Below are 15,923 nucleotides of genomic sequence, written 5' to 3'. Positions count from 1 at the left end.
GGTGGATGCAGCCGGCCGCGGCCCGCGCGAACCTGGTGCCATGACCACCGCACCCGCCGTCGTCGCCGACGGCCTCACGAAGCGCTACGGCGCGCGCACCGTCGTCGACGACGTCTCCTTCCGCATCGAACCGGGCGAGACCTTCGCGCTCCTCGGCCCCAACGGCGCCGGCAAGTCGACGACGGTCGAGATGCTCGAGGGCTTCCGCACGCCGACGAGCGGCTCCGCGAGCGTGCTCGGGGTCGACCCGAGGCACGCCGACCGCGCGTGGCGCAGCCGCATCGGCGTCGTGCTGCAGTCGACCGGCCAGGCCGACGCGCTGACGGTGCGCGAGATCCTCACACACTTCGCGCGCGTCTTCCCCTCCGCCCGCGACGTCGACGAGACGATCGCCGCCGTCGGGCTCGCCGAGCACGCGAAGCGTCGGGTCGGCAAGCTCTCGGGCGGCCAGCAGCGCCGCGTCGACGTCGCCCTCGGCATCATCGGCCGCCCGGAGGTGCTCTTCCTCGACGAGCCGACCACCGGTTTCGACCCGCAGGCGCGGCGCGCCTTCTGGGAGCTCATCCGCGACGTCGCGGCCGACGGCACGACCATCCTGCTCACGACCCACTACCTCGACGAGGCGGAGCAGCTCGCCGACCGCGCGGGCATCATCGCGCGCGGGCGGCTGCTCGCGATCGACCGCACCGATCGCATCGGCGGCGCCGAGGCGCGCACGCCGATCGTGCGGTGGTCGGATGCGTCGGGTCACCACGAGGTGCGCACCCACGAGCCCGCGTCCGTCGTGCGGCGGCTGCGAGGGGAGCCGAGCGACCTCGAGGTCGTGCGCCCCTCGCTCGAGGACGTCTACCTCTCCCTCATCGGCGACGACGCCGACGACCAGCCCGAGGAGGCTGCAGCATGACCGCCATCACCCCGCTCGCCGCGCGCGTCGCCACGGCTCGCACCGGCCTCCGCCCCGGGCACACCCTGCGCTGCGCCGCCGATCGCGTGCGCATCGAGCTGCTGCAGTACGTCCGGCGCAGCGACGCGCTCGTCTTCACGTTCCTGTTCCCCGTGCTGCTGTTCGCGATCTTCGCGAGCGCGTTCGGCTCGCTGCCCCCGCTGCTCGAGCTCGAGGGGCAGCAGGTGACGCAGGCGCACTACTACCTGCCGGCGATGCTCGCCGCGGGCGTGTTCCTCTCGGGCGTGCAGAACCTCGGCATCGAGATCGCGGTCGAGCGCAACGACGGCACGCTGCAGCGGCTCGCCGCGACGCCGCTGCCCGTGCTCTCCTACTTCCTCGGCAAGCTCGGCCAGCTGCTCGTCACCTCGCTCGCGCAAGCGGCGCTCCTGCTCGCCGTCGCGGTCGGCGCGTTCGGCATCGAGCTCCCGACCGAGCCGGGGCGCTGGTTGACGATCGCGTGGGTCTTCTTCGGCGCGCTCGTGTGCTTCGCGGTGCTGGGCGTCGCGGTCGCGCAGATACCCCGCACCGTGAGCAGCGCATCCGCCGTCGTCATCCCGCTCGCGCTCGTCCTGCAGTTCATCTCGGGCATCTACCTCGCCTTCCCGATGCTGCCGGAGTGGCTGCAGACGATCGCGAACCTCTTCCCGCTCGCGTGGGTCGGGCACGGGATGCGCTTCGCGCTGCTGCCCGAGATCGCGCACCACCTCGAGGTGGGCGAGGCGTGGAACCTGCAGGGCGTCGCGATGGCCCTCGGTATCTGGGCCGTGGTCGGTACCGTGGTGGCGGCGCTGACGTTCCGCTGGATCAAGCGGGGCTGACCGGAGGACGACATGACGGCGAGCGAGCCGGCGCGCGCCGGGGGCGAGAGCGCTCCCGGCGCCGCTCGCGTGCGCGCGACGGCGATCGAGGACCCGCGGATGTGGGATGCGTTCGTCGGCATCGGGGTCGCCGTGCTGCTCGTCGTCGCGGGCTTCGCGGGCGACCTGCCGTCGATCGCGCTCGGCGCCGCGGGCGTGCTGACGATCGGTGCTGCCTATCCCGTCGCGCGGAGGGCGCTGCTCGCGGAGCGGCCGAGCACGGCCTTCCAGGTCGCCGCGATCGTCGGCACCGCGGTCGCGGCCTTCGCGTACCCGCCGCTCGCCGGCGCGCAGGCGCTCGCCGCCCCGCTCTTGTGGGTCTCGTCGTGCGACAGCATCCGCCGCGCCGTGATCGCGAACCTCGGGCTCTTCGGCGCCGTGCTGGGCGCGTTCCTGCTCGCCGGCGGCGACACCTGGCTGCTCGCGACGACGCAGTCGCTGAGCTTCGCGTTCAGCATGGTGATCGGCCTGTGGATCTCGGGGCTCGCACGGGCGACCGAGGAGCGCGACCGGCTCATCGCCCAGCTCGAGGCCGCGCAGGCCTCGATCGCTCGCTTGAGCGGGGAGCACGCGACGGCCGCCGAGCGCGCGCGCATCGCCCGCGACCTGCATGACACGATCGCGCAGGATCTCGCCGCCATCGCGATGCTCGCGCAGCGCCGCGGTGCCGACGCGGCGACGCTCGCCGCGGTCGAGGAGCTCGCGCAGGGGGCGCTCGCCGAGGTGCGCGGGCTCGTCGCGGCGAACGCGCCCGTCGGGCTCGACGACGGCCTGCCGGTCGCGCTCGAGCGGCTCGGCGAGCGCTTCGCGGCCGAGACCGGCATCGCGGTGCGGGTCGAGGCCGTCGCGGTCGAGCTGCCGGTCGACGCGCAGGCGGCGCTGCTGCGCACCGCGCAGGAGTCGCTCGCGAACGTGCGCAAGCACGCCCGCGCGGCGAGCGTCGGCGTGACCCTCACGGCGGATGCGTCGGGCGTGCGGCTCGAGGTCGCCGACGACGGGCGCGGGTTCGACCGCGCCGCGGTGCGGCGGGGGCTCGGGCTGCAGGGGCTCGACGAGCGGATGTCGCTCGCGGGCGGCAGCCTCGAGATCGACACCTCGCCTGCCGGCACGCGCGTGGTCGCCCGGCTCGGGGCGGGAGCGCCGTGATCCGCGTCGCGGTCGCCGACGACCACCCCGTCGTGCGCGGCGGGCTCGCGGCGCTGCTCGCCGAGGCGCCCGACATCGAGGTCATCGGGCAAGCGGCCGACGGCGAGGCGCTCATCGCGCTCGCGCGGCAGGAGCGCCCGGACGTCGTGCTCACGGACCTCCGCATGCCGGGAGTCGGCGGCGCCGAGGCGACCCGGCGCATCCTCGCCGAGCTGCCGGAGACGCGCGTGCTCGTGCTCACGACCTACGACTCCGACGCCGACATCCTCGCCGCGACGGAGGCGGGCGCGACGGGCTACCTGCTCAAGGCGGCGCCGCCGCTCGAGATCTTCGCCGCCGTGCGCGCGGTCGCTCGCGGCGAGCGCGCGATGGCGCCGACCGTCGCGCGAGCGCTCGCCGACCGGCAGCGCGGCCCGGCGCTCGCGCTCTCGGCGCGCGAGCGGGAGGTGCTCGAGCGCATGAAGGCGGGCGCGACGAACGCGGCGATCGGTCGGGCGCTGTTCATCGGCGAGGCGACCGTGAAGACGCACGTGCAGTCGATCTTCGCGAAGCTCGGCGTGCGCGATCGCACCTCGGCGGTCGCGGTCGCGATCGAGCGCGGCCTGCTCTGACGGCCGCGGGCGGGGTCAGCCCAGCGGGACGAAGTGCTCCTCGCCGCCCTGCTCCTCGAAGAGCGTGAGCGTGAGATCGGCGGGGCCCTCGAGGCGCGCGTTCCGCGAGCGCCACGGCGTCTCGACGGGCTCGGCGATCACCGTCGCTCCGGCCGCCTCGAGCCGGCGCGTGACGCCCTCGGCGTCGTCGACCTCGAACGCGACGCGGATGCGCGGGCTCTCCCTGCCGCTTGCCTCGATGCCATCGATCATGCGCTTCTGCGCGGGGTTCGCGAGCTCGAGCGTCGCGCGGCCGGCGTCGAGGATCGCGACGCGCGCCTCGCCGTCGCCCTCGAACGCCGCGAGCTCGGGCAGGCCGAGCGCATCGCGGTAGAACGCGAGCGCGGCCTCGAAGTCCTCCGCCTCGACGACGAGGCGCAGCTGCACGGGTGCGGTCATGCGAGCGGCAACCGCGGCCGCGGCGCGCGCATTCCCGCGCCGGCCGCAGTCCCTGACCGCTCGACGGGGTGGCTGCGCGTCCGGGCCGGCGCATCCGGTCGGCCACGCACGGAACCGGTCGACGGATGCGCGCGAGCGGGCTCGCCTAGACCTGCAGGCCGACGAGCACGGGCTCCGGCACGAGGTGAACGCCCCACTGGTTCTCGACGCGCGCCTGCACGAAGCGCGCGAGCTCGGCGATCTCCTCGCCCGTCGCGCCGCCGCGGTTCGTGAGCGCGAGAGTGTGCTTCGACGAGATGGCGGCGCGCGAGCCCGGGAGCGAGAAGCCGCGGCCGATGCCCGAGTGCTCGATGAGCCACGCCGCCGAGAGCTTCACGCGCGGCACGGGCCGCTCGAGCGGCGGCACCGCGTCGTCCGCGCCGAGCGGCAGCACCACCGACTGCGGCGCTGGTGCGACCGACCAGCGCGGCGCGTCGTCCGGCAGCCCGACGGCGAACCGCGCCGACACGATGGGGTTGGTGAAGAAGGAGCCTGCGCTCACCGAGTCGGGGTCGTCCGAGAGCACCATGCCCTTCGACGATCGCAGGGCGAGCACGGATGCGCGCACGTCGGTGAGCGGCACGCGCGTGCCGAGGTCGACGCCGAGCGCCGACGCGAGCTGCTGGTACGCGATCGGCTGGCTGCGCCCGTCGGCCGAGCGCCGCAGGCGCAGGTCGACCGAGAGCACGACACCCCGCAGCTCGCCCTGCTTGATGGCCGAGTCGCGGTAGCCGAGCCGCAGCTCGGCCGCGGGCACGAAGCGGGTCTCGAGGGTCTCGGCGCTGTCTTCGCTCGCACGGTCTTCGCTCGAACGGTCTTCGCTCGCACAGAGCAGCTCGAGCCCGACGAGCGTCGACGAGAGCTCCTGGCCGTAGGCGCCGATGTTCTGGATCGGCGCCGCGCCGGTCGAGCCCGGCACGCCGCTGAGCGCCTCGATGCCCGCGAGCCCCGCCTCGACGGTGCGCTCGACGAGCTCGTCCCACGGCTCGCCCGCCTCGACGCGCAGCACGACCGAGTCGTCGGCCGGCGGCTCCTCCCCCGCCGGGCGGTGCGGCGGCGGAGCGGCGGGCAGGGTGCGGATGCCTCGGGTCGCGACCCGCAGGACCGTCCCGTCGAACGGCTCGGACGACGCGACCGTGTTCGAGCCGCCGCCCAGCAGCAGCAGCGGCTCGTGGTCGTCGGCGAGCGCCTCGGCGTAGGCCTCCGCGACCTCCTCGCGCGTCGTCGCCTCGATCCAGCGGGCGACCTCGCCGCCGACGCGCATGGTCGTCGCGTCGGCGAGGCGGTGCGGGCCGCTCATCCCTCGGTCTTCACGACGACCTGCGCCTTGCCGAGCACGGCCTGCTCGGCGCTCGTCACGGTGAGGTCGATGCGCGCCGTGCCCTCGCCGAGCTGCCCGACCTTCGCGACGACGTGCAGCGCCGCGCCGGTCTCCGGGTCGACGACGACGGGGCGCGTGAACCGCACCTGATAGTCGAGCACGCGCGCCGGCCCCGCCCAGTCGACGACCGGCTGCACCGCGACGCCCATCGTGAGCATGCCGTGCGCGAGCACGCCGGGCAGCCCGACGGTTGCAGCGACGTCGTCGCGGTAGTGGATGGGGTTGAAGTCGCCGGACGCGCCGGCGTAGCGCACGAGCGACTCGCGCGAGAGGACGATGTCGCGCTCCGCGACGACCTGGCCCACCTCGAGGCCGGCGAGCGCGCTCACGCCGCCTCCCCCGCGACCACGAGCGACGACGTCGCCGTCACCACGTGCTCGCCCGACGCATCCGTCACGCGCGTCTCGCACGTGACCATGTCGTTCCCGCCGAGCGAGCGCACGCGCGTGACGGTCAGCTGCCCCGTGAGCTCGTCGCCGGCGACGATCGCGCGCGTGGCCGTGAAGCGCTGGTCGCCATGCACGATGCGCTCGAGCACGATGCCGGCGGCCGGGTCGTCGAGCAGCTGGTTCCAGGTGAGCTGCTGGATGACGATGGGGAACGTCGGCGGTGCGATGACATCGGCGTGCCCGGCGGCGCGAGCGGCCTCGACGTCGTGGTGGAGAGGGTGCTCGGCCTGCACCGCGCGCGCGAACTCGCGCACCTTCTCGCGGCCGACGAGGTAGGGCTGCGTGGGCGGGTACTGCCTGCCCTGGATCTCGGGGTTGACTGGCACGCAGCCAGTCTACGGAGCGGGCGGTTCAGGCAGCGGTGCGATCCGCCCAGAGGGCGGCGATGTGGCGGGCGTCGGTGCCGCAGCAGCCGCCGATGATCGCGAGGTTCGGCAGCTGCGCGCGCAGCTCGTCGTGCCCGCGGCGCAGCTCGCCGATGTCGCCGGCGTCGATCGTGGTCGCGCGATCGAGCTCGGCGTGCGTGCGGGTGGAGGCGTTGTAGCGCACGCTCACGATGCGCCGCCGCCACGCCCCGTCGTCGAGGCCTCGGAGGATGTGCTGCGGATGCGCGCAGTTGAGCATGTAGTGGACGGTGTCGGTCTCGGCGTCGACGATCTCGATCGCCTCGCGAAGCGGCATGCCGCCGCGGAGCCGCCCGTCGGCCTCGACGGTGAAGCCGATCACGACGGGGAGCCCGTGGTAGAACGCGGCGCGGGCGAGGCCGACCGCCTCCCCCGGGTCAGAGAGCGTGAAGGCGGTGACGAGGTCGACGCCGCCCTCGGCGAAGGCGTCGATCTGCCGCTCGTGGTACATCTGCGCGTCGTCGGGATCGATCGGCGGGATGTCTGCGTAGGCGTCGGCGCGCGGCCCCATCGCGCCGCTGATGAGCACGTCGGCGATGTCGTCGTAGCGCTCCTCGCGGAGCCGCAGGAGGTGGTGCACGGCCTGCACGTTCACGTCGTAGAGCTCTCGGCGCGAGTCGCCGAGCCGCGCGCCCCAATCGGCGCTCGCGCGCCACGTGGGCGTCTCGAGCACGAGGCCGGTGCCGTGCTCGCGCGCGATGGCCGCGTAGCCGTCGAAGTACTCCTCGAGCAGCGCGCGGCCGCGCTCGGTCCGCACGAGCGGGTAGGCGGCGAACTCGGGCAGCTCCTCGCCGCGGTTGTGGATGAGGTCGGTCTCGAGCCCGCCGTCGGTGACGAAGGGCCGCGCGGCGGTCGGCCACGAGACCTGCGTGCGGACGGGCACCTCGTGCCGGTGCTTCGACGGCTTGGCCGTGAGCGAGGACGACATCGTCCGTCGCGCGATCGTGGACATCAGCGTCCTCCTCGGTGTCGAGGCAGGCTGCGCGGCCTGTCGTGGCAGGCACGCTACTCCCGACCGGGACGCGCGTCCATGCCCCGATTCGCGGATGCGCGGGAAGGGAGCAGGGGATCGGGCGTGAGCCCGATCCCCTGCATCTCCGGCGGTAGCGAGGGCGGGGTTCGAACCCGCGACCTCACGATTATGAGTCGTGCGCTCTCACCAACTGAGCTACCCCGCCAGGACGCCCACCCGAGCTCGAAGCGTCGAGCGAACGCGAGCCCCGGGCGAGGATTGAACTCGCGACCCCTTCCTTACCATGGAAGTGCTCTACCACTGAGCTACCGGGGCGCTGCCGTGCGACGGCAACCGGACGATCATAGCACCGCGCCAGGGACCGGTTCGACCTCACCGGCGCGTCGCGGCGGCGATCTCGGCGGCGCACGCGCGCAGCGCGTCGAGCACGTGGCGCACCACGGCGCGCTCGGCGATGTCGGGCCGCGCGAGCGCGCTGATGACCCGTCCGACGGCGACGCCGCGCAGCGGCAGGAGACGCACCCCAGCGGACGTGCGCGTGCTGAGCCGTGGCAGGATGCCGATGCCCATCCCCGCCTCCACGAGCGCCTCGACCAGCCGGTTGTCGCGCACTCGCTGCACGACGCGGAAGGGCTCGGTCGCCGCATCCTCGATCGCGAGCCGCAGGTCGTCGAAGGGGTATCCCTCCGGGACCCCGATCCACTGCTCCCCCGCGATGTCGGCGGGTGCCACCGCCTCGCGCGAGGCGAGCGGATGCGCGACGGGCAGGGCGATGTCGAGCGGCTCGCGCAGCAGGTCGACGACGCGCAGGTGCTGCCAGTCGCGCCGCGGGGCCTGCGCCATGCGGTGCCCGATGACGAGGTCGTGGTCGCGCGCGAGGGCCGCGTAGTCGGCCTCGGCGACGTCGTGGTCGTGCACGCGGACCTCCACGTCGCCGCCGAGGGCGGCGAGCAGCCCGGGCAGCAGCACGACCCCGGCGCTCGGCAGCGCCGCGACGTCGATGCGACCGACGATGCCGCCTCGGAAGGCGGCGAGGCGGGCCTCGACGCTCGCGACGACGGCCGCCACCTCGACCGCGCCGGCGGCGAGCAGCCGCCCCGGCACCGTGAGCCGGACGCCGCGACCGACCGGCTCGGTGAGCGGGAGCCCGAGCGTGCGCTCGAGCGCACGGAGCCGCTGCGAGACGGCGGATGGCGTCACCGACAGGGCGCGAGCGACGGCGGTCAGGCTGCCTCGCTCGTCGAGCTCCCGCAGCAGCACCAGGTCGCGCAGCTCCATGCAGCAACGCTACACAGACGGTTGAGCAACGTTCGCTTGTGCTGCAAGGTCGACGGCTGATCGGCTTCCGCCATGATCCAGCGCGCGATGTCCGCCCGTGAGCGGCTGATGGCGATCCTGGTGGCGGTGCTCTGGGGGCTCAACTTCCTCGCGATCCACCTCTCGCTCGAGCAGTTCCCGCCGTTCTTCCTCGTCGCGCTGCGCTTCGCGCTGCTGGCCGTGCCGACCGTGCTGCTGATCCCCCGCCCCGACGTGCCGCTGCGCTGGCTGCTCGGCTACGGCCTCGGCTTCGGCACGCTCCAGTTCCTGTTCCTCTACTGGGCGATGGCGACCGGGATGCCGACGGGCCTCGCCTCGCTCGTGCTGCAGTCGTCCGCCCCGATGACGGTGCTGCTCGGCGCCACGCTGCTGCGCGAGCGCCTCGACCGCGGGCAGGTCATCGGCATCCTGCTCGCCGTCGCCGGGCTCACCGCGATCGGCTGGCAGCAGCTCGGCACGGCGGCGCTCGGGCCGTTCCTGCTCACGCTGCTCGGCGCGCTCGGCTGGGCGTTCGGCAACCTCTCGAACAAGCTGGCCCGGCCGTCGGAGCCCATGCACTTCACGCTCTGGATGTCGGTCGTCCCGGTGCTGCCGATGCTCGCGGTCTCGCTCTGGGTCGAAGGTCCGGCCGCGATCGGCGCCTCGTTCGTCGGCCTCGAGACGACGACGGGTCTGCTCGCGATCGCCGGCCTCGGCTACACGGTGCTGTTCGGCACCGTCATCGGCAGCGGCATCTGGACCTGGCTGCTCACCCGCCATCCCTCGTCGCGCATCGCGCCGTTCTCGATGCTCGTGCCCGTCGTCGGGCTGCTCACCGCCTGGGCGGTGCTGGGCGAGACACTCACCGGCGGCGAGCTCGCCGGCGCAGGCGTCGTGGTGCTCGGCGTGCTGCTGGGCTCGGGCGCGCTGCCGCTCAGGCGGCGCGGCGCGCTCGAGCCGGCGGCGCCCGTCGAGCCGAGTGCGCCGGCATCCTCTGGGCCCATCGCCACCGCATCCACTCGCTGAAGCGGGCGTGTGCTGGTCGAGCAGCGGCCGTCAGGTCGTCGCCGGCCACGCTCCGGGACGGGGCCGCCCGGTGCCGCGGCGGCCGGACGGCCCCTCGACCGGAGTCGGTCAGTGCTCGCTCGCCTTCTCGGCGCCGGCGCCCGTGAACGAGCGCACCTCCATCTCGGCCTGCTTCACCGCGTGGTCGGCCGACGGCTTCGAGACGAGCGTGCCGACGATCCCGAGCACGAACGCGAGCGGGATCGACACGATGCCGGGGTTCGCGAGCGGGAAGATCGCGAAGTCGGCGTCGGGGAAGATCGACGTCTCGCGACCGGACACCACGGGCGAGAGCACGATGAGCAGCACGCACGCGATGAGCCCGCCGTACATCGACCACAGCGCCCCGCCGGTGTTGAACCGGCGCCAGAACAGCGAGTAGATGATGGTCGGCAGGTTCGCGCTCGCCGCGACCGCGAACGCGAGGGCGACGAGGAACGCGACGTTCTGGTTCTGCGCCAGGATGCCGCCGAGGATCGCGATGACGCCGATCACGACCACGGTGATGCGCGCGACCTTGACCTCCGCGCCCGGCTGCACGTCGCCGCGCTTGATGATGGATGCGTAGATGTCGTGCGCGAACGACGTCGCGGCCGTGATGGCGAGGCCCGCGACGACCGCGAGGATCGTCGCGAACGCGATGGCGGAGATGACCGCCATGAGCACCGGCCCGCCGAGCGCGAGCGCGAGCAGCGGAGCCGCGGCGTTCTCGCCGCCCGGGGCGTCTCGGATCGTCTCGGGCCCCACGAGCGCGCCGGCACCGAAGCCCAGCACGAGCGTGAAGAGGTAGAAGATGCCGATGAGCCAGATCGCCCAGACGACGCTCCGGCGCGCCTCCTTCGCCGACGGCACCGTGTAGAAGCGCATGAGCACGTGCGGGAGCCCCGCGGTGCCGAGCACGAGCGCGAGGCCGAGCGAGAGGAAGTCGACAGGATTCGTGTACTTGAGGCCCGGCGCGAGGATCGCCTCGCCGTCGGGCGACGCCTCGACCGCGCGAGCGAGCAGCTCGTCGAAGTCGAACTGCACCGTGAACAGCACGATGAGCGTCATGATGCCGGCGCCCGCGATGAGCAGCACGGCCTTGATGATCTGCACCCAGGTCGTGCCCTTCATGCCGCCGACGATCACGTAGACGATCATGAGGATGCCGACGACCGCGATCGTGATCGATGTGGCGAGCGTGCCCTCGAAGCCCATGAGCAGCGCGACGAGCCCGCCCGCGCCCGCCATCTGCGCGACGAGGTAGAAGAAGCACACCGCGAGGGTCGCGAGCGCCGCCGCCATGCGAACGGGGCGCTGCTTGAGCCGGAAGCTCAGCACGTCGGCCATCGTGAAGCGGCCGGTGTTGCGCAGCAGCTCGGCGACGAGCAGCAGCGCGACGAGCCACGCGACGAGGAAGCCGATCGAGTAGAGGAAGCCGTCGTAGCCGGCGACCGCGATCGCGCCGCAGATGCCGAGGAAGCTCGCGGCCGAGAGGTAGTCGCCCGCGATGGCGACGCCGTTCTGCCTGCCCGAGAAGGAGCGGCCGGCGGCGTAGAACTCGTTCTCGGTCGCCTTCCGGCGCGAGACGCGGAAGACGATGAAGAGCGTGACGGCGACGAAGGCGCCGAACACGATCATGTTGATGAGCGGGTTGATCTGCTCCATCAGCGCCCTCCGACCATCGCCGCGTGCTCCATCTGCTCTCGCAGCGGCTCGGCGTCGCGGTCGTAGACCCGGTTCGCCCAGCGGCTGTAGAGCATCGTGATCGCGAAGGTGCTGACGAACTGCGCGAGCCCGAACAGCAGCCCGATCGTGATGTAGCTGTCGCCGAGGCGCGTGGCGAAGAAGTCGGGCGCGAACCCGGCGATCAGCACATAGGCGAGGTACCAGGCGAGGAAGAGCACCGTGAGCGGCACGATGAACCGCATGAACGCGCTGCGGAGGCGCTGGAACTCCGGCGATGCCTGCATCTGCAGGCTCCGCTCGGCGATCGGGTCGGAATCGGGCATGCGCGGATCTCCCATCCCGGGCGCGACGCTGCGCCCGCTTCTTCGTCGAAGTGGGGTGAGCCTATCCGCATCCTCAAGTCTCGCTCAACGCACCCTCAAGCGCGTCGGGCGGTCGCGTCAGAGGTCGCGCATGGATGCGTCGGGCTCGGGGCCCTTGAACCGCACGATGTTCACGATCGCGGCGCCGAGCCCGCCCCACAGCACGAGCATCGAGACCGCCATCAGCAGGATCGCGTCGATCGTCATCGGATGACCTCCTCGTCGTGCGGCGGCGCCTCGAGCGGCGTCGTCTGCTTCCACTTCGGGATCGCGAGCAGCACGCCCGCGATGAGTGCGACACCGGCCGCGCCCCACCCGAACACCCCGAGCATCCACGCCGGGTATCCCTCGTACGGCACCGTGATCGCGGTGACCGCCTCCTGCACGAGGATGAGCGCGATGAGCACGGGCGTGATGTACGTCACGAGCACGACCCACCAGCGGCCGAGCCGGATCGAGCCGAAGCGGCTCATGTGCTCGGCGAACCACGGCACGCGCCGGAGGCCCCAGCCGACGGCGATCATCGCGACGAGCGCGACGAGCAGGATGCCGAAGCGGTTGATGAAGTAGTCGGCGATGTCGAGCACCACCACGCCGCTCCTGGTGGAGAAGAGCAGGATGCTCACGATCGCCATCGGCACGGTCACGGCGAGGCTCGCGGCGACGCGGCCCAGCTCGAGCTTGTCGCGCACGGCTGAGATCACGACCTCGAGGATGCTCACGAGCGACGTGAAGCCGGCGAGCACGAGCGATGCGAAGAACAGCACTCCGAGCAGCGCGCCGAACGGCGCTTGCGAGATGATCGCCGGGAACGCGACGAACGCGAGACCGATGCCGGCGCTCACGACGTCGGCGACCGCAGCTCCCGAGGCCTGCGCGAGGAAGCCGAGCGCCGAGAAGACGCCGATGCCCGCGAGCAGCTCGAACCCCGAGTTCGCGAAGCCGACGACGAAGGCCGAGCCGGTCATGTCGATCTTCCGCCCCACGTAGGAGGCGTAGGTGATCATGATGCCGAAGCCGACCGAGAGCGAGAAGAAGATCTGGCCGAAGGCGCTCGCCCAGACGGCCGGGTCGAGCAGCGCCGCCCAGTTGGGGGCGAAGAGCGACTGCAGGCCGTCCAGCGCGCCCGGGAGCATGAGCGCCTGCACGACGAGCGCGCAGAACGCGATGAGCAGCACGGGGATGAAGATGACCGAGGTCGCCCCGACGCCCTTCTGCACGCCGAGCGCCATGATGACGATCGTGACGAGCCAGATGATCGCCATCGGGATGAGCACGGCCGGCACGAACTCGAGCGAGACGACGCCCGCCTCCGTCTGCAGGAACTCGCCGAAGAGGAACGCCTCCGGGTCGTCGCCCCACGCCTGCGTGAACGAGAAGCCGATGTACTGCGTCGACCACGCGAGGATCGCCGCGTAGTAGAGCGCGATGACCACGCAGATGGACACCTGCCACCAGCCGATGAACTCGAGCCGGCGGTGCAGGCGGGCGAACGAGAGCGGTGCCGAGCCGCGCTGCGAGTGACCGATGGCGTAGTCGAGCAGCAGGAGCGGGATGCCCGCGACGAGCAGCGCGACGAGGTACGGCAGGATGAACGCCCCGCCGCCGCCCTCGTAGGCGACGTAGGGGAAGCGCCAGATGTTGCCGAGCCCGACCGCGGAGCCGATCGCGGCCATGATGAAGACGGTCTTGTTCGAGAACCGACCGCGATCGATCGGCGCCTTCACCTGCGTCATGGCCAGACCTCCACCGCTCCGTCGGGATGCATGCCCCTACCGTGCCACAGCCGCCGCGGGCGCGGGGCGCCCTACTTGACAGCGCCCGCGGTGAGCCCGCCCACGATGTACTTCTGCAGCCACAGGAACAGCGCCATGACGGGGAGGGCCGCGAGCACCGCGCCCGCCGCGAAGATGGGGTAGTTCGTGTTCGTCTCCTCCGAGACGTAGCGGAAGAGCCCGACGGCGAGCGTGAGCCGGTCGGGGCTCGTCAGGATGACCGACGAGACGACGAACTCGCTCATCGTGGCGATGAACGACAGCAGCCCGACGACGGCGAGGATCGGCGCGACGAGCCGCAGGATGATGGTGAAGAAGATGCGCGCGTGGCCCGCGCCGTCGATCTTCGCCGCCTCGTCGATCGACGACGGCACGGTGTTGAAGAAGCCGTACATCAAGTAGGTGTTCACGCCGAGCGCGCCGCCGAGGTAGATCATGATGAGGCCGACGAGCGAGTCGAGGCCGATCGCGGGGAAGAAGTCGCTGATGCCGCGCATGAGCAGGTAGATCGCCACGACCGCGAGCAGCTGCGGGAACATCTGCACGAGGATGAGGCTCAGCAGCCCGAAGCGGCGGCCCGTGAAGCGCATGCGGCTGAACGAGTAGGCGGCGAGCGCGCCGAGGAAGACGGTGCCCGCGGCGGTGACGAGGCCGACGATGAGCGAGTTGGCGAACCACGCGGCGTAGGGGCGCCGCGGGTCGCTCAGCAGGGCGACGTAGTTCTCGACCGACACCTCGCGGAAGAGCGCATTGGAGCCGGTGAGGGTGCCGCTCGGGTTGAGCGACGCGCTCAGCACGTAGACGAGCGGGAAGGCGGCGAACAGCACGACCGCGATGCCGACGAGGTGCCGCCAGCCGAGCTCGCGGAGCCACTTCTTGAACGAGACCCTGTGGGGCGGAGCCGGCGGCCGGTCCTCGCGGGCCGACTGGTCGATGGGCATGGCGAAGTCGACCATCAGTGCATCTCCTCGAGCGCCTTGGTGCGGCGGAACGCGATCGTCGACACGGTCGCCACGATGATGAAGATGAGGATCGACAGCGCGGAGGCGAGCCCGTAGTCGCGGCCGACGCCCTCGAACGCCGTCTTGTAGACGAGCGTGATGAGCAGGTCGGTGTGCCCGACGTTCTCCTCGACGCCCGCCATGCGGGGACCGCCGCGCGTCAGCATGTAGATGATGTTGAAGTTGTTGAAGTTGAACGCGAACGACGAGATGAGCAGCGGCGCGGTCGAGACGAACAGCAGCGGCAGCTTGATGCCGCTGAAGACCTGCCAGCCGCTCGCGCCGTCCACCGACGCCGCCTCGGTGAGCTCCTCCGGGATCGACTGCAGCGCGCCGAGGCAGATGAGGAACATGTAGGGGAAGCCCAGCCACACGTTCACGATGATCGTCGACACCTTCGCGAGCCACGGATCCGTGAGCCACGGGATGTCGGCGCCGCCGAGCAGCACGTTGTTGATGAAGCCGAACTCGGTGTTCATGAGGCCGAGCCAGACGAGGGCGCCGAGGAACGACGGGAACGCGTACGGCAGGATCGACAGCACGCGATAGGCGAACTTCGACTTCATGCGCGGGTCGTTGAGCGCGATGGCCAGGAAGAGGCCGAGGAAGAACGAGAGCCCGACCGAGATGATCGCGAACGCGAACGTCCAGAGCAGCACCGAGACGAGCGCGCCGCCGTAGCGAGGGTTCTCGAACGGGTAGAGGAAGTTCTCGAAGCCGACGACGATCTGCCAGCCGGTGCCGAGCACCTGGCCGTCGTCGCTCTCGAACTGGCCGTTGCCGAGGTCGCGGTAGACGACGCCGCTCGCGCTGTCGGTCATGGTGTCGGCCGCCTCGTCGTAGACGAAGGTCGACTCGAAGACGAAGGCCTGGGATGCGTTCGTCGTGCGGAGGAAGCCGTCGGCGAGGTCGTCGCTCAGCGGAACCTGCAGGGCGGCGATCTCCTGCTGGCGCTGCAGGATGTCCTGCATGCCGAGGCTCGTCCAGCCGGACGCGGCGCTCGCGCGCGGCCCGTCCATCGTGACGTCGCCCTCGGCGACCTGCTCGAGCGGCTCGTCTGCCGTGCCGACGAGCACGTCGCCCTCGGGGCTCGTCGCGAGCAGTCCGAGCCCCGCGAGGCTCTCGACGACCTGCACCTGGTAGACGGGCGAGCCCTCGACGCGCTGCGTGTTCTGCCCCACGATCGCCGAGATCGCGTCGTCCTTCGTCGAGTTGTGCCCGTCGCCGTAGTTCGTGAAGGCGATGTAGAGCGTGTAGACGATGACGAAGACCTGGAAGACCGCGAGGAAGACGAGGCCGGGCGTGAGGTACTTCGCCGGCAGCAGTCCGGGGCTCAGGTAGACCCAGTTGACGACGAGCGTCACGACGAGCACGACACCCGCGAGCACGTAGTCGTCGCGCAGCAGCATCACCGACATCGCGAAGACCGCGACCGCGTCGACGAGCGCGAGCAGCAGCAGCTTGAGCGCGAGCACCTTGAAGCTCGAGGGCTGGTGGCGCATGCCTCGCTTC

17 protein-coding genes and 2 tRNA genes are annotated in these 15,923 nt (G+C 71.8%); 5 read left to right on the top strand and 14 right to left on the bottom strand.

The genetic code is table 11. The annotated features are described in order from the left end of the window. Positions 1–40: 40 nt before the first annotated feature. Genes ACP7BI_RS01225 through ACP7BI_RS01210 form a run of 4 tightly spaced genes read left to right on the top strand, consistent with a single transcriptional unit; the run spans position 41 to position 3,560 of the window. Positions 41–904: an ABC transporter ATP-binding protein gene (locus ACP7BI_RS01225; protein ID WP_425843120.1), complete on the top strand. Its 864-nt coding sequence runs from the start codon at positions 41–43 to the stop codon at positions 902–904. Next, the gene (locus ACP7BI_RS01220) at positions 901–1,764 is read left to right on the top strand and encodes an ABC transporter permease (RefSeq protein ID WP_425843118.1); all 864 of its coding nucleotides are present in this window, start codon (positions 901–903) and stop codon (positions 1,762–1,764) included. The genes ACP7BI_RS01225 and ACP7BI_RS01220 overlap by 4 nt, the downstream gene beginning before the upstream one ends. Before the next feature lie 12 nt (positions 1,765–1,776). Then, positions 1,777–2,949: a sensor histidine kinase gene (locus tag ACP7BI_RS01215; RefSeq protein WP_425843116.1), complete on the top strand. Its 1,173-nt coding sequence runs from the start codon at positions 1,777–1,779 to the stop codon at positions 2,947–2,949. Beyond that, a complete protein-coding gene (locus ACP7BI_RS01210; RefSeq protein ID WP_425843114.1) occupies positions 2,946–3,560 on the top strand; it encodes a response regulator in 615 nt (204 codons plus the stop codon). The genes ACP7BI_RS01215 and ACP7BI_RS01210 overlap by 4 nt, the downstream gene beginning before the upstream one ends. 15 nt (positions 3,561–3,575) lie before the next feature. Here the strand turns inward: ACP7BI_RS01210 and ACP7BI_RS01205 are convergent, their stop codons facing one another. The 8 genes from ACP7BI_RS01205 to ACP7BI_RS01170 form a co-directional block, all read right to left on the bottom strand. Next, complete coding sequence (locus tag ACP7BI_RS01205) at positions 3,576–3,998, bottom strand: VOC family protein (RefSeq protein WP_425843112.1); 423 nt, start codon at positions 3,996–3,998, stop codon at positions 3,576–3,578. 145 nt (positions 3,999–4,143) lie between these two features. Further along, entirely contained in the window at positions 4,144–5,337 is a 1,194-nt protein-coding gene (locus tag ACP7BI_RS01200; protein WP_425843110.1) for a UDP-N-acetylmuramate dehydrogenase, read from the bottom strand. Then, positions 5,334–5,747, bottom strand: a complete 414-nt coding sequence (locus tag ACP7BI_RS01195) for a MaoC/PaaZ C-terminal domain-containing protein (RefSeq protein WP_425843108.1) — start codon at positions 5,745–5,747, stop codon at positions 5,334–5,336. Before ACP7BI_RS01195 ends, ACP7BI_RS01200 begins: the two co-directional genes overlap by 4 nt. Beyond that, entirely contained in the window at positions 5,744–6,193 is a 450-nt protein-coding gene (locus ACP7BI_RS01190; protein WP_425843106.1) for an FAS1-like dehydratase domain-containing protein, read from the bottom strand. The genes ACP7BI_RS01195 and ACP7BI_RS01190 overlap by 4 nt, the downstream gene beginning before the upstream one ends. A gap of 25 nt (positions 6,194–6,218) precedes the next feature. Then, complete coding sequence (locus ACP7BI_RS01185; protein WP_425843104.1) at positions 6,219–7,223, bottom strand: homocysteine S-methyltransferase family protein; 1,005 nt, start codon at positions 7,221–7,223, stop codon at positions 6,219–6,221. 152 nt (positions 7,224–7,375) lie between these two features. Beyond that, positions 7,376–7,449: transfer RNA gene (locus ACP7BI_RS01180), tRNA-Met, on the bottom strand. Positions 7,450–7,487: 38 nt separating this feature from the next. Further along, a tRNA-Thr gene (locus ACP7BI_RS01175) sits at positions 7,488–7,559 on the bottom strand. 57 nt (positions 7,560–7,616) lie between these two features. Beyond that, positions 7,617–8,522, bottom strand: coding sequence for a LysR family transcriptional regulator (locus ACP7BI_RS01170; protein ID WP_425843102.1), 906 nt, complete (start codon positions 8,520–8,522; stop codon positions 7,617–7,619). Positions 8,523–8,609: 87 nt separating this feature from the next. On the opposite strand from ACP7BI_RS01170, the gene ACP7BI_RS01165 reads away from it, so the two are divergent. Next, positions 8,610–9,566, top strand: a complete 957-nt coding sequence (locus ACP7BI_RS01165; RefSeq protein WP_425843540.1) for an EamA family transporter — start codon at positions 8,610–8,612, stop codon at positions 9,564–9,566. A gap of 108 nt (positions 9,567–9,674) precedes the next feature. Here the strand turns inward: ACP7BI_RS01165 and ACP7BI_RS01160 are convergent, their stop codons facing one another. The 6 genes from ACP7BI_RS01160 to ACP7BI_RS01135 form a co-directional block, all read right to left on the bottom strand. Then, entirely contained in the window at positions 9,675–11,252 is a 1,578-nt protein-coding gene (locus ACP7BI_RS01160) for a solute symporter family protein (RefSeq protein WP_425843100.1), read from the bottom strand. Next, on the bottom strand, positions 11,252–11,596 hold the full coding sequence (locus tag ACP7BI_RS01155; RefSeq protein ID WP_425843098.1) for a DUF485 domain-containing protein: 345 nt from the start codon (positions 11,594–11,596) through the stop codon (positions 11,252–11,254). Before ACP7BI_RS01155 ends, ACP7BI_RS01160 begins: the two co-directional genes overlap by 1 nt. 117 nt (positions 11,597–11,713) lie before the next feature. After that, on the bottom strand, positions 11,714–11,842 hold the full coding sequence (locus ACP7BI_RS01150; protein ID WP_084154883.1) for a MetS family NSS transporter small subunit: 129 nt from the start codon (positions 11,840–11,842) through the stop codon (positions 11,714–11,716). Then, positions 11,839–13,371 carry a sodium-dependent transporter gene (locus ACP7BI_RS01145; RefSeq protein WP_425843096.1) on the bottom strand — a complete coding sequence of 511 codons (1,533 nt, stop codon included), beginning with the start codon at positions 13,369–13,371 and terminating at the stop codon, positions 11,839–11,841. The genes ACP7BI_RS01150 and ACP7BI_RS01145 overlap by 4 nt, the downstream gene beginning before the upstream one ends. A gap of 71 nt (positions 13,372–13,442) precedes the next feature. Then, positions 13,443–14,366, bottom strand: coding sequence for a sugar ABC transporter permease (locus tag ACP7BI_RS01140; RefSeq protein WP_425843094.1), 924 nt, complete (start codon positions 14,364–14,366; stop codon positions 13,443–13,445). Beyond that, the gene (locus ACP7BI_RS01135; protein ID WP_425843539.1) at positions 14,366–15,913 is read right to left on the bottom strand and encodes an ABC transporter permease subunit; all 1,548 of its coding nucleotides are present in this window, start codon (positions 15,911–15,913) and stop codon (positions 14,366–14,368) included. Before ACP7BI_RS01135 ends, ACP7BI_RS01140 begins: the two co-directional genes overlap by 1 nt. Positions 15,914–15,923: the final 10 nt, after the last annotated feature.

Source organism: Agrococcus sp. TSP3-2-1 (assembly GCF_049897585.1).
In the GTDB taxonomy this organism is placed as follows: Bacteria; Actinomycetota; Actinomycetes; order Actinomycetales; family Microbacteriaceae; genus Agrococcus.
The sequence above is the reverse complement of the archived record's forward strand: the minus strand, read 5'-3'. Positions and strand labels throughout refer to the sequence as shown.

What these genes read in the sequence shown, in the direction of transcription:
- ACP7BI_RS01165 (WP_425843540.1), top strand. Translation starts at nt 8,610, where the DNA reads ATGTCCGCCCGTGAGCGGCTGATGGCGATCCTGGTGGCGGTGCTCTGG.
- ACP7BI_RS01215 (WP_425843116.1), top strand. Translation starts at nt 1,777, where the DNA reads ATGACGGCGAGCGAGCCGGCGCGCGCCGGGGGCGAGAGCGCTCCCGGC.
- ACP7BI_RS01225 (WP_425843120.1), top strand. Translation starts at nt 41, where the DNA reads ATGACCACCGCACCCGCCGTCGTCGCCGACGGCCTCACGAAGCGCTAC.
- ACP7BI_RS01160 (WP_425843100.1), bottom strand. Translation starts at nt 11,252, where the DNA reads ATGGAGCAGATCAACCCGCTCATCAACATGATCGTGTTCGGCGCCTTC.
- ACP7BI_RS01145 (WP_425843096.1), bottom strand. Translation starts at nt 13,371, where the DNA reads ATGACGCAGGTGAAGGCGCCGATCGATCGCGGTCGGTTCTCGAACAAG.
- ACP7BI_RS01185 (WP_425843104.1), bottom strand. Translation starts at nt 7,223, where the DNA reads ATGTCCACGATCGCGCGACGGACGATGTCGTCCTCGCTCACGGCCAAG.
- ACP7BI_RS01170 (WP_425843102.1), bottom strand. Translation starts at nt 8,522, where the DNA reads ATGGAGCTGCGCGACCTGGTGCTGCTGCGGGAGCTCGACGAGCGAGGC.
- ACP7BI_RS01150 (WP_084154883.1), bottom strand. Translation starts at nt 11,842, where the DNA reads ATGACGATCGACGCGATCCTGCTGATGGCGGTCTCGATGCTCGTGCTG.
- ACP7BI_RS01155 (WP_425843098.1), bottom strand. Translation starts at nt 11,596, where the DNA reads ATGCCCGATTCCGACCCGATCGCCGAGCGGAGCCTGCAGATGCAGGCA.
- ACP7BI_RS01205 (WP_425843112.1), bottom strand. Translation starts at nt 3,998, where the DNA reads ATGACCGCACCCGTGCAGCTGCGCCTCGTCGTCGAGGCGGAGGACTTC.
- ACP7BI_RS01140 (WP_425843094.1), bottom strand. Translation starts at nt 14,366, where the DNA reads ATGGTCGACTTCGCCATGCCCATCGACCAGTCGGCCCGCGAGGACCGG.
- ACP7BI_RS01220 (WP_425843118.1), top strand. Translation starts at nt 901, where the DNA reads ATGACCGCCATCACCCCGCTCGCCGCGCGCGTCGCCACGGCTCGCACC.
- ACP7BI_RS01200 (WP_425843110.1), bottom strand. Translation starts at nt 5,337, where the DNA reads ATGAGCGGCCCGCACCGCCTCGCCGACGCGACGACCATGCGCGTCGGC.
- ACP7BI_RS01135 (WP_425843539.1), bottom strand. Translation starts at nt 15,913, where the DNA reads ATGCGCCACCAGCCCTCGAGCTTCAAGGTGCTCGCGCTCAAGCTGCTG.